Raw genomic sequence first — 12,652 nt, forward strand, 5'->3', positions numbered from 1 at the left:
GCGGTAACAAGATATTTCAGCACGAGATAATCCGGATTTACTGCCCAATTCGTGCCTCATTGGGAAACCAAACGGCCTTGGTCAACGAAGGGACGGGGGTTCCACTTGCCGCGTTAGCGGCAATACTGTCTGAGGGTCTTATCAATGCTGAATATCAAGAAGGCGGCGGGCAACGTAACCCGCTCGCGTACGGCGCTTGCGTTTGTAGCCGCAACTATTCTGGTCGGGGGCAGCGTGACCGAGGCGTCCGCGAAGTCCCGGCACCACCATCATCGCCACCACCATCATCACCACGCCCGCGCCGAAGGCTCGTCCTGGCGCGACGCCAATGCATCGATCCAGCCGTCCGGCGGCCACTCGTTCTCGGGGATGGCCTCCTTCTACGGCAATGAGTCGGGCAGCCGCACCGCTTCCGGCCAGCGCTTCAACCAGAACGCCATGACCGCGGCCCACCGCTCGCTGCCGTTCGGCACCAGGCTCCGCGTCACCCATGGCGGCCGCAGCGTCGTCGTCACCATCAACGATCGTGGCCCGTTCATCCGCGGCCGCGTGCTCGACCTCTCCACCGGCGCGGCACGCGCCATCGGCCTGACCGGTGCCGGCGTCGGCCGCATCACCGCTGAGGTCGTCTCGTAAGCGCCTTCAGTAAGCGTTGCGTTGCGTAACGGCCGCGAGGCCTGCTTCGCGCCAAAAAATGGCCTGCCGTCGCAAATGACGGCAGGCTTTTTCTTTTGCGGGACGTGCTGCCAGCCGCCGTCATTGCGAGCGGAGCGAAGCAATCCATTTCACCGCGTTTGCGGACACATGGATTGCTTCGTCGCTTTCGCTCCTCGCAAATGACGGTCAAGATTGAAGCTGCTTACAAAAAGCTCTGCGGATCGACGTCGACCTCGAGCTTCAGATTGCCCTTGGTCTTGGGACCGGATTCCAGCCATTCGCGCAGATATTGCGACAGGTCGACATTGCGCAGCGACTTCACCAGCAGGCGGAAGCGATAGCGGCCCTTGATGACGGCGAGCGGCGCCTCGGCGGGGCCGAGCACCTGGATCCGCTCATCGAGCGGCGCCACCGCGGCGAGCTTGCGGGCGAAGCCTTCCGCGGTCGGACGGTCGCCGGCGGAGACGATCAGGCTCGCCAGCCGACCGAACGGCGGGTAGCCGGTGCGCTCGCGAATCTCGATCTCGCTGGCATAGAACGCCTCGCGGTCATTGGCGATCAGGGCCTTGATCACCGGATGCTCCGGCTGATGGGTCTGCAGAAAGCCGACGCCGCGGCCCTGCTCGCGGCCCGCGCGGCCGACCACCTGGTTCAGCAGCTGGAACGTCCGCTCGGCGGCGCGCGGATCGCCATTGCTCAGGCCGAGATCGGCGTCGATGACGCCGACCAGATTGAGCCGCGGGAAGTTGTGGCCCTTCGCCACCAGCTGGGTGCCGATGATGATGTCGACGCGGCCCTCGGCGATCTCGTTGAGCTCGCTGCGCATGGTCTCGATCGAGGTGATGAGATCGCTCGACAGCACCATCGTCCGTGCCTCGGGGAAGATGTGGGCGGCCTCCTCCTGCAGGCGCTCGACGCCGGGCCCGACCGCGACCAGCGATTCCTCGGCCGCGCAATGCGGGCAGATATTCGGCCGCGGCATCGAGAAGCCGCAATGATGACAGACCAGCCGCTGCCGGAACCGGTGATCGACCAGCCATGCATCGCAGATGGTGCAGGCGAAGCGGTGGCCGCAGGCCCGGCACAGCGTCAGCGGTGCATAGCCGCGGCGGTTGAGGAACAGCAGCGCCTGCTCGCGGCGCTCAATGGCATGGCCGATTTGCTCGGCCAGCACCGGCGAAATGAAGCGGCCGCGCGGCGGCGGCGCGCGGCGCATGTCGATCGCCTCGATATGCGGCATGTGCTGGCCGCCGAACCGCGACGGCAGCGCCACGCGCTGGTAGCGCCCCTTGCGCGCATTGACCTCGCTCTCGACCGACGGCGTCGCCGACGCCAGCACGATCGGGATCTTTGCGATATGGGCGCGGACCACCGCCATGTCGCGCGCGTGATAATGCGCGCCGTCGTCCTGCTTGTAGGCCTGGTCGTGCTCCTCATCGACGATGATGAGACCGAGATCGGCATAGGGCAGGAACAGCGCGGAGCGGGCGCCGACCACGACCGGCGCCTTGCCCTCGGAGATCGCGGCCCAGTTGCGCGCGCGCGTGCGCGGCGTCAGCTCCGAATGCCACTCCAGCGGCCGCACGCCGAAGCGCTGCGCGAAACGGTCAAGGAACTGGCCGGTCAGCGCGATCTCCGGCATCAGGATCAGCGTCTGCTTGCCGCGGCGGATATTCTCGGCGATCGCCTCGAAATAGACTTCGGTCTTGCCGGAACCGGTGACGCCGTCGAGCAACGCGACGTGAAAGCTGCCGCTCGCGGCCAGCGTCCGCATCACGTCGACGGCGCTGCGCTGCTCGCGCGAAAAATCCGGCTGCGCGTAGGAGGGATCCGGAACGGGCGGCGGTGCCGGCGGCGGCATCGCCTCAACCGTCAGGGTGCCTTCGTCGACCAGGCCGTCGATCACGCCGGAACTGACGCCGGCCTCCCGGGCCGCCTCCGACTTGCCGTGCAGCAAGCGGTCCGACAGCACCTCGATCACCCTCCGGCGTGCCGGCGTCAGGCGCCGCGGCGGCTCGCCGACCAGCCGCACGCCGAGCCGCATCCGCTCCGGCCCGAGATTTTCGCCCATCCGCAGCGTCATCCGCAGCACCATGCCGCGTGCCGACAGGGTGTAATTGGAGACCCAGTCGACCAGCTGACGCAGCTCCGGCTTCAGCGGCGGAACATCGAGCTTCTCGCTGACGTCCTTGAGCCGGTTGTGCAGCCGCGGATCCGGATTGGCATTTTCCGCCCACACCACCGCAACCACCTCGCGCGGCCCGAGCGGAACGCCGATCACGTCGCCCGGCGCAAGCTCCATGCCGCGCGGAACGCGGTAGGAATAGGTCTGGTTCAGCGCGACAGGCACCAGCACGTCGACGACACGTATCGTCGATGCAGAGGCTGGGCCGGGGCGCGTGGTATGGTCCATTGAATCAGAAACCTTGAACCCGAGCGGGCTAGAGATTTGGTTTCTGATTGAACCAGAACCAAATCTCCAGCTTCTTGTTTTGACGCGTTTTCTTCACGCGAACCGGCGTCCACTTCGCTCGAAAACGCTCTATCACCGCTTCGCTCCTTAGCGAACGGTAAACGAAGGCAGTGCCATATAATCAGGAGATGAGCAGCGCCAATAGCCCTTAAGACACGGACTTAAGACACGGACATGGCCCGGACCGATCAGCCTATCCAGCCGCTCGAGCTCGACTGCACCGACGCATCGGTCACGCAGGAGATGACGCGCTGGCTGTCGCATCTGCGTGCGGAGCGGCGGCTGTCGCCGAAGACGCTTGAGGCCTATGCCCGGGACGTGCGCCAATGCCTCGCCTTCCTGGCCGGGCACTGGGGCGCGCGGGTGACGCTTAAGGCATTTTCCGCGCTCGAGGCGAGCGATGTGCGCGCCTTCATGGCGATGCGCCGAACCGAGGAGATCGGTGGGCGATCGCTGATGCGGGCGCTGGCGGGCCTGCGCTCGTTCGGACGATTCCTGGAACGCGAGGGCAAGGGCAAGGTCGGCGCGCTCTCGGCGATCCGCGCGCCCAAGGTGGCGAAGAGCCTGCCGAAGCCGATTCACATGGAAGCGGCGAAACGCTTCGCCGACGCCGACGAGCGCGCGGACGAAACCCGCGAGACCTGGATCCTGGTGCGTGACGCCGCCGTCATGGCGCTGCTCTATGGTTCGGGCCTGCGCATCTCCGAGGCACTCGGGTTGAAGCGCCGCGACGTACCGAAACCCGGCGAAGGCGACGTGCTTGTGGTGACCGGCAAGGGCAACAAGACCCGCATGGTGCCGGTGCTGCAGAACGTGCTGCAATTGATCGCGGACTATGCAGCGATCTGCCCGCATCAGCTCAGCCCGACCGGGCCGATGTTCGTCGGCGCGCGCGGCGGTCCCTTGAGCCCGCGCATCATCCAGCTCACCATGGAGCGGCTGCGCGGCGCGCTCGGCCTCCCCGACAGCGCAACGCCGCATGCGCTGCGGCATTCCTTCGCCACGCATCTGCTCAGCCGCGGCGGCGATCTGCGCGCGATCCAGGAATTGCTCGGCCACGCATCGCTATCGACCACGCAGATCTACACCGGCATCGACAGCGACCGCCTGCTCGAAGTCTATCGCTCCGCGCATCCCCGAGGTTGAACGTTCGGTTCTGAAAAAATAAAGCGCGGGCTTTGGCCCGCCGTCATGCGCCGTTCATCTTGATACGGCTACCCAAAACCGTTCGGCCCTTGCCTTGTGCGCCGCATTCGGCAATCGTGGCGCGGTCTCATCCGGAGGGAATCATGAGCGCACATGAAAGTATGGAGCACGCGGAGCATGCCGAGCATGCCTCGGGCGAGAACAAAAAGATCGCGCTCCTGATCGCCGTGATCGCCCTGTGCCTGGCGCTGTCGGAAACGCTCGGCAAGGGCGCCCAGACCGAATCGATCAGCAAGAATGTCGAGGCCTCCAACCTGTGGGCCTTCTTCCAGGCCAAGAGCATCCGCCGGACCGCGGTGCAGACCGCAGCCGAACAGGGCAAGCTGAACCTCGCGACCACCACCGACGAGGCGGCCAGGGCCGCGCTGCAGAAGCAGATCGACGACTGGCAGAAGACCGCGGCGCGCTATCGCTCGGAGCCGGAAACCGGCGAGGGTTCAGAGCAGCTCTCCGAACGCGCCAAGCACGCCGAGCATGAGCGCGACGAGGCCACCGCGAAATATCATCATTTCGAGCTTGCCTCCGCCGCCTTCCAGATCGCCATCGTGCTGGCATCGGCGACCATCATCACGGGCATCATCGCGTTGGCCTGGGTCTCCGGCCTGGTGACGCTCGCCGGCATCGTGATGACGGCGCTCGGCCTGTTCCAGCCGCACTTGCTGCATCTGCATTGAGGAGGAAGGCGCCGCTTTGCGACCGTCATCCTGAGAGGCTGTGAGGCTTTCATGGCCGTCATTGCGAGGAGCGATAGCGACGAAGCAATCCATCCTTCCGTTCTGCCGACTTATGGATTGCTTCGCTTCGCTCGCAATGACGAGAATAGGGATCCTTCGAGACGACACGCAGAGCGCGGCTCCTCAGGATGACGGACCGAAGAGTCCCGCTTAGAGAGGCTTGCTGGTCTGATGCACGCTTTTGCGGAAGCGCGCGATCACGCGCAGCGTGCGCGCCGCCCAGCCCTCGCCGTCGCCACTAATCATCTCGCGAATGCGCCGCTTGATTGGGTCGACCAGCGCGGTGGCCTTGGCCCGCAGCGCCATCACGAAATTATAGAGTGCCTCGAACCAGGGCATCTCCAGCAGTTTCGGCCGCGTCACGTCGAACAGGAAGGCCGTCACGCCGACGCCGACGAACTTGGCGAACAGGATCAGCGAGACCGCACTGAACCAGTATTGGTTCGCGAGCAGCCAGAGCCCGACCAGCTTGAGCGGAAACAGCGGGATGACCGGCACGACGAAGACGATCAGCGTCATCGCCGGCGACAGCGAATCGACCCGGTCGGCAAGCCATTGCTTGAGCGCGCGGAGCGGAATCCACGCCACCGCCCGCGCCACGATCGGCTCGAGATGGTCCCATAGCCAAGCCTCGACCAGGAAGATGATCGCAAGCAGGACCCAGAACGGCTGAAGCAGGCGGCGCAGCATCGCTATGATCTCGACCCGGCTGACGCCGGACTTTCGATCATCACATATGGATGGCGCGCTTGCCCACCGCAAGCGCGGCTTCCTTGATCGCCTCCGAACGGGTCGGGTGCGCGTGGCAGGTGCGAGCCAGATCCTCGGCCGATCCGCCGAATTCCATCAGAACGCAGGCTTCATGGATCATTTCGCCGGCTTCGCGGCCGACAATGTGGACGCCAAGCACCCGATCCGTCTTCGCATCTGCGAGAATTTTCACGAAGCCGTCGGTGGTCTGATTGACCTTGGACCGGCCGTTTGCCGTGAACGGGAATTTGCCGACGGTGTAGGCGACGCCGGCCTGCTTGAGTTCTTCCTCGGTCTTGCCGACCGACGACACTTCCGGCGTGGTATACACAACACCTGGAATGACGTCGTAGTTCACGTGGCCGGCCTGGCCCGCGATGATCTCCGCACAGGCAACGCCTTCGTCTTCCGCCTTGTGCGCGAGCATCGGCCCGGCCACGACGTCGCCGATCGCATAAATACCCTTCACGTTGGTCGAGAAGTGCGCGTCGATCTCGACGCGGCCGCGATTGTCGAGCGCGACGCCGGCTTCCTTCAGCCCGAGGCCCTCGGTGTAGGGCACCCGGCCGATGCAGACGAGCACGACGTCGGCTTCGATGGTTTCCGCAGCGCCACCCGCGGCGGGCTCGACCTTGGCCTGCAGCGTCTTGCCGGAGCTATCGACCGCGGTGACCTTGGCGCCGAGCTTGAAGACGAAGCCCTGCTTCTCGAGCATGCGCTGAAATTGCTTTGCCACCTCGCCGTCCATGCCGGGCAGGATGCGGTCGAGGAATTCCACGACCATGACGTCCGCACCGAGACGCCGCCAGACCGAGCCAAGCTCGAGCCCGATCACCCCCGCGCCGATGATCAGCAATTTCTCCGGCACCTTCTCCAGCGACAGCGCGCCGGTCGAGGACACGATGCGCTTCTCGTCGATGTCGATACCCTTCAGGCGGGCGATATCGGAGCCGGTGGCGATCACGATGTTCCTGGTCTCGACGGTCTCGGACTTGCCGTCGCCGGAGACCTCGACCTTGCCGGCACCGAGGATCTTGCCGGTCCCCTTGAGCACGTCGATCTTGTTCTTCTTCATCAAGAACTCGACGCCCTTGACGTTGCCGTCGATGCCCTGCTGCTTGAAGTTCATCATCGCAGGCAGATCGAGCTTCGGCGCCGGGACGCTGACGCCCATCTTGGCGAAGGAGTGCCCGGCTTCCTCGAACATCTCGGAGGCGTGCAACAGCGCTTTCGACGGCATGCAGCCGACGTTGAGGCAAGTGCCGCCCAGCGTCGCGTCCTTCTCGACGACGGCGACCTTCATGCCGAGTTGCGCCGCGCGGATCGCGCAGACATATCCGCCCGGGCCGGTGCCGATGACGACGAGATCGTAAGAAGCCATGATGGAAGGTCCTGTAGCTAAGCTCTGCGACAATTACGCGGGGCGCGATCGTGACGGCAGACCGCCGCCCGCTCTTGATCGTGTGCTAGCGACCGCCCGACACGTCGAGGATCGCGCTGGTGACATAGGAAGCCTCGTCCGAGATCAGCCAGACGATGGCGTTGGCGATTTCATCGGCGGTGCCGACACGCTTCATCGGCACCATATGGGCAAGCCGGTGCGCGCGATCGGGCTCGCCCCCCGCGGCGTGGATGTCGGTGTCGATCAGTCCGGGCCGGATGCCGGCGACGCGGATGCCCTCATTCGCGACTTCGTAGCCGAGGCCAATCGTGAAGGAATCGATCGCGCCCTTGGAAGCGGCATAGTCGACATAGGTGTTGGGCGCACCGAGCTTCGCCGCCACCGAGGACAGGTTGACGATGACGCCGCCCTTGCCGCCGTGCTTGGTCGACATGCGCTTCACCGCCTCGCGCGCACACAGGATGCTGCCGGTGACATTCACTGCCATCATCTGCTGGATACGCTCGGCCGACATCTCGTCGACACGCACGCCGCTCTTGCCGACGATGCCGGCATTGTTGACGAGCGCGCCGAGCGTGCCGAAGCCGTCGGCCGCCTTGAACAGCGCCAGGATGTCCTGCTCGCTGCCGACATCGCATTTCACCGCGATCGCCTTGCCGTTGCTGGCTTCGATCGCGGCGACGACCTCGTCCGCCGCGGTCTTGTTGGATGCATAGCCGACCACGATGCGATAGCCGCGCGCGGCGGCAGCGAGCGCGGTGGCGCGGCCGATGCCGCGGCTGCCGCCGGTGATGACAACGACCTTATCCGTCACTTTGATCCCCAAATGTGAGCAACCAACAGATCGCGGCGCCCGAGCCGATCGGACGCCGCGCGCGATACGACCTTAGAGGTCCAGCACCAGGCGGGCCGGATCCTCCAGGCTCTCCTTGACGCGCACCAGGAAGGTAACCGCTTCCTTGCCGTCGATGACGCGGTGATCATAGGACAGCGCCAGATACATCATCGGGCGCACCTCGATCTTGCCGCCGACCACCATCGGCCGCTCCTGGATCTTGTGCATGCCGAGGATGCCGGACTGCGGCGCATTCAGGATCGGCGTCGACATCAGCGAACCGTAGATGCCGCCATTGGTGATGGTGAAGGTGCCGCCCTGCATCTCGTCGATCTTGAGTTGGCCGTCGCGGGCGCGGCGGCCGTAGTCGGCGATCGACTTCTCGATCTCGGCGATCGACTTGTGGTCGCAGTCGCGCACCACAGGCACCACGAGGCCGCGGTCGGTGCCGACCGCAACGCCGATGTGATAGTAGTTCTTGTAGATCAGGTCAGAGCCGTCGATTTCGGCGTTGACCGCCGGAATGTCCTTTAGCCCCTGCACGACCGCCTTGGTGAAGAAGCCCATGAAGCCGAGCTTCGAGCCGTGTTTCTTCTCGAACGTGTCCTTGTAGAGGGCCCGCAGCTTCATCACCTCGGTCATGTCGACCTCGTTGAAGGTCGTCAGCATCGCGGCGGTGTTCTGCACGTCCTTGAGGCGGCGCGCGATGGTCTGGCGCAGCCGGGTCATCTTCACGCGCTCCTCGCGCGCGGCGTCGTCCGCCGGCGACGGCGCACGAACCTGCACGGCGGCGGCCGGCTGGTTGACCGGGGTCGGCGCCGAGGCGGCCTTCTCGATCGCGGCCAGCATGTCGCCCTTGGTCACGCGGCCGTCCTTGCCCGAGCCGGGAACGGTGGACGCATCGATGCCGCTTTCAGCGGACAGCTTGCGGACCGAGGGTGCCAGCGGCGCATCCGCCGGCGGCGCCTTCGGCGCAGCGGCAGCAGCCGGCGCAGCAGCGGCAGCCGGTGCGGCGGCCTTGGCGGGAGCCGCAGCAGCCGGCTTGGCGGCCGGAGCGGCGCCGTCATTGATCTGTCCGAGCAGCGCGCCGACGGCGACCGTCTCGCCGTCCTTGGCGATGATCTCGCCGAGCGTACCGGCCACCGGCGCGGGCACCTCGATGGTGACCTTGTCGGTCTCCAGCTCCACCAACGGCTCGTCCACCGCGACAGCTTCACCGGCCTTCTTGAACCAGCGGCCGATCGTGGCCTCGGTCACGGATTCGCCGAGCGTTGGAACGCGAATTTCAGTCATGGTCTTTTCCTCGATAACCCTGCGGTCGCAAAATTTGCGGTCGTGAAACTTGTCCGCCACCGCCCGCAAAGCGAGCGATCCGGTACTCCGTGACGACAGCACTTCTGCTGGATGACGCGGGATACCGGATGCCCCGCATTCGCGGGGCATGGCTTCAATGAAAGTCGTTAGTTCAGTGCGTCGTCGAGCAGCGCCTTGAGCTGCGCCAGATGTTTCGACATCAAGCCGGTCGCGGTTGCCGCCGATGCCGGACGGCCCGCATAGCGCGGACGCCTGTTGGGTGCGTGGATTTGGTTGAGCACCCATTCCAGATAGGGCTCGATGAAGTGCCAGGAGCCCATATTGCGCGGCTCTTCCTGGCACCAGACCACTTCGGCGTTCTTGAAGCGGCCGAGCTCCTGCACCAGCGCCTTCAGCGGCACCGGATAGAGCTGCTCGACGCGCATCAGATAGATGTCATCGATGTCGCGCTTCTCACGCTCCTCGTAGAGATCGTAGTAGACCTTGCCGGAGCACAGCACGACGCGGCGAATCTTGTCGTCCGGCACCAGCTTGATCTTCTCGTCCGGCAGCATCTGCGCGTCATCGTACAGAATGCGGTGGAACGTGGCGTTCTTGCCGAGCTCCTCGAGCTGCGACACCGCGCGCTTGTGGCGCAGCAGCGACTTCGGCGTCATCAGGATCAGCGGCTTGCGGATCTCGCGATGCAGCTGGCGCCGCAGCACGTGGAAGTAGTTCGCCGGCGTGGTCGGATTGACCACCTGCATGTTGTCTTCGGCGCACATCTGCAGGTAACGCTCGAGGCGCGCGGAGGAATGCTCCGGTCCCTGCCCTTCGTAGCCGTGCGGCAGCAGGCAGACGAGGCCCGACATGCGCAGCCACTTGCGTTCGCCCGAGGAGATGAACTGGTCGAACACCACCTGCGCGCCGTTGGCGAAGTCGCCGAACTGCGCTTCCCAGAGCGCCAGCGCATTCGGCTCGGCCAGCGAGTAGCCGTATTCGAAGCCGAGCACCGCCTCTTCCGACAGCAGCGAGTTGATGACCTCGTAGTGGCCGGTGTCTTCGCCGCCGAGATGGTTGAACGGCGTGTAGCGGCTCTCGTCCTCCTGGTCGATCAGCACTGAATGGCGCTGCGAGAAGGTCCCGCGCTCGGAATCCTGGCCGGACAGCCGCACATGATGACCCTCCTGCAGCAGCGTGCAAAATGCCAGCGCCTCGCCGGTGGCCCAGTCGATCCCGACACCGCTATCGATCGCCTTGGCGCGATTGTCGAGGAAACGCTGGATGGTGCGGTGGACGCGGAAGCCGTCCGGCACCTTGGTGATCTTGCGGCCGATATCCTTGAGAACGGCGACATCGACGCCGGTGACGCCGCGGCGGGCGTCCTCTTCCTGGTCGGCGATCTTGAAGCCTGCCCACTTGCCGTCGAGCCAGTCGGCCTTGTTCGGCTTGTAGCCGGCGCCGGCTTCAAGCTCGGCGTCGAGCCGCGCGCGCCAGTCGGCCTTGGCCTTCTCGACCTCGCCCTCGGTCAACACGCCGTCAGCGACCAGCCGCTTGGCGTAGATCTCGAGCGTTGAGGGGTGAGAAGCGATCTTCTTGTACATCACCGGCTGGGTGAACGCCGGCTCGTCGCCCTCGTTGTGGCCGTGGCGCCGGTAGCAGAACATGTCGATGACGACCGGCTTGTGGAATTTCTGCCGGAACTCGATCGCGACCTTGGCCGCGAACACCACGGCCTCCGGATCGTCGCCATTCACGTGGAAGATCGGCGCATCGATCATCTTCGCTACGTCGGACGGATAGGGCGACGAGCGCGAGTAGCGCGGGTAGGTGGTGAAGCCGATCTGGTTGTTGACGATGAAATGCAGCGAGCCACCGGTGCGATAGCCCTTCAGGTCGGACAGGCTGAAGCATTCAGCCACCACGCCCTGGCCTGCGAATGCCGCGTCGCCGTGCATCAGCAGCGGCAGCACGGAGATACGCATATCCGGCGGATCGCCGTGCTGGTCCTGCTTGGCGCGCACCTTGCCCATCACGACCGGATCGACGATCTCGAGATGCGACGGGTTTGCGGTCAGCGACAGATGGATGTTGTTGCCGTCGAACTCGCGGTCCGAGGAGGCGCCGAGGTGATACTTGACGTCGCCCGAGCCTTCGACCGAGTCGGGGTTGGCCGAACCACCCTTGAACTCATGGAACAGCGCGCGGTGCGGCTTGCCCATCACCTGGGTCAGCACGTTGAGGCGGCCGCGATGCGGCATGCCGACCACGATCTCCTTCACGCCGAGATTGCCGCCGCGCTTGATGATCTGCTCGAGCGCCGGGATCAGCGATTCACCGCCATCGAGGCCGAAGCGCTTGGTGCCGGTGAACTTGGTGTCGCAGAACTTCTCGAAGCCGTCCGCCTCGATCAGCTTGTTGAGGATCGCGCGGCGCCCCTCGGGCGTGAACGAGATCTCCTTGTCCGGCCCCTCGATGCGCTCCTGGATCCACGCCTTCTGCGCGGCGTTCGAGATGTGCATGAATTCGACGCCGAGCGTCTGGCAGTAGGTGCGTTCGCAGATCTGCACGATCTCGCGCAGCGTGCCGTATTCGAGGCCGAGCACATGGTCGAGGAAGATCTTGCGATCGAAGTCCGCCTCGGTGAAGCCGTAGGAGCGCGGATCGAGCTCCTCGCGGTCGCGCGGCGCCTCGATGCCGAGCGGATCGAGCTTGGCGTGGAAATGGCCGCGCATGCGGTAGGCGCGGATCAGCATCAGTGCGCGAACCGAATCGCGGGTGGCCTGATGGACGTCGGCATCGGACAGTTCGGCGCCCTTGGCCTGCGCCTTGGCCGCGAGCTTGGTGCCGACCGCCTTCTCGACCTGGGCCCAGTTGCCGTCGAGCGCCGAGGTCAGCTCGTCGCGCGGCGTCACCGGCCAGTTGTCGCGGCCCCACGAGGCGCCCTCGGCGTTCTTCTGGACATCGGCCGGGGCGTCCTTCAGGCTTTTGAAGAAATCCTGCCACTCGGCGTCGACCGACAACGGGTCCTGCTCGTAGCGGGCGTAGAGGTCGTCGATGTAGGCGGCGTTGGTGCCCTGCAGGAATGATGAGAGTGCAAAAGCGGCGTTCGCGTCTTGGCGAGACATGGGCAGTCCTGGTGATTTTTTCGGTTCGCGCGTAGGAGACGGCGCTGATGCCGGTCTGGAAGTGCGCCGGCTGGATTGATACCCTTTACCCTATCTAGGACAGATATTCCTGCCTAAAAGAACCAAGAAGTGAATTTATTTTCATTTTTTATTGATCGGCATTCCGGCACCAAA

9 protein-coding genes are annotated in these 12,652 nt (G+C 64.9%); 3 read left to right on the forward strand and 6 right to left on the reverse strand.

What is annotated here, in order from left to right; translation table 11 throughout:
* Positions 1-144 precede the first annotated feature (144 nt).
* Complete coding sequence (locus ACVMIH_RS26440) at positions 145-636, forward strand: septal ring lytic transglycosylase RlpA family protein (RefSeq protein ID WP_057020918.1); 492 nt, start codon at positions 145-147, stop codon at positions 634-636.
* Between the two features lie 223 nt (positions 637-859).
* Here the strand turns inward: ACVMIH_RS26440 and ACVMIH_RS26445 are convergent, their stop codons facing one another.
* On the reverse strand, positions 860-3,070 hold the full coding sequence (locus ACVMIH_RS26445) for a primosomal protein N' (protein WP_057020919.1): 2,211 nt from the start codon (positions 3,068-3,070) through the stop codon (positions 860-862).
* Between the two features lie 234 nt (positions 3,071-3,304).
* Here ACVMIH_RS26445 and ACVMIH_RS26450 point away from each other — a divergent pair, with 234 nt between their 5' ends.
* Both ACVMIH_RS26450 and ACVMIH_RS26455 read left to right on the forward strand, forming a co-directional pair.
* Positions 3,305-4,276 (forward strand): tyrosine recombinase XerC, encoded by a 972-nt coding sequence (locus ACVMIH_RS26450; RefSeq protein ID WP_057020920.1) that lies wholly within the window; start codon positions 3,305-3,307, stop codon positions 4,274-4,276.
* Positions 4,277-4,419: 143 nt separating this feature from the next.
* Positions 4,420-5,010: a DUF4337 domain-containing protein gene (locus tag ACVMIH_RS26455; protein ID WP_028336314.1), complete on the forward strand. Its 591-nt coding sequence runs from the start codon at positions 4,420-4,422 to the stop codon at positions 5,008-5,010.
* Positions 5,011-5,220: 210 nt separating this feature from the next.
* Here ACVMIH_RS26455 and ACVMIH_RS26460 read toward each other — a convergent pair whose 3' ends face one another.
* The 5 genes from ACVMIH_RS26460 to ACVMIH_RS26480 form a co-directional block, all read right to left on the reverse strand.
* A complete protein-coding gene (locus ACVMIH_RS26460; protein WP_057020922.1) occupies positions 5,221-5,760 on the reverse strand; it encodes a hypothetical protein in 540 nt (179 codons plus the stop codon).
* 40 nt (positions 5,761-5,800) lie between these two features.
* Entirely contained in the window at positions 5,801-7,201 is a 1,401-nt protein-coding gene (lpdA, locus tag ACVMIH_RS26465; protein ID WP_057020923.1) for a dihydrolipoyl dehydrogenase, read from the reverse strand.
* Positions 7,202-7,286: 85 nt separating this feature from the next.
* On the reverse strand, positions 7,287-8,036 hold the full coding sequence (locus tag ACVMIH_RS26470) for an SDR family oxidoreductase (protein WP_057020974.1): 750 nt from the start codon (positions 8,034-8,036) through the stop codon (positions 7,287-7,289).
* 72 nt (positions 8,037-8,108) lie between these two features.
* Positions 8,109-9,350, reverse strand: coding sequence for a 2-oxoglutarate dehydrogenase complex dihydrolipoyllysine-residue succinyltransferase (gene odhB, locus ACVMIH_RS26475; RefSeq protein ID WP_057020975.1), 1,242 nt, complete (start codon positions 9,348-9,350; stop codon positions 8,109-8,111).
* A gap of 167 nt (positions 9,351-9,517) precedes the next feature.
* Positions 9,518-12,478: a 2-oxoglutarate dehydrogenase E1 component gene (locus ACVMIH_RS26480; RefSeq protein WP_057020924.1), complete on the reverse strand. Its 2,961-nt coding sequence runs from the start codon at positions 12,476-12,478 to the stop codon at positions 9,518-9,520.
* Positions 12,479-12,652: the final 174 nt, after the last annotated feature.

Source organism: Bradyrhizobium sp. USDA 4503, from assembly GCF_054055815.1.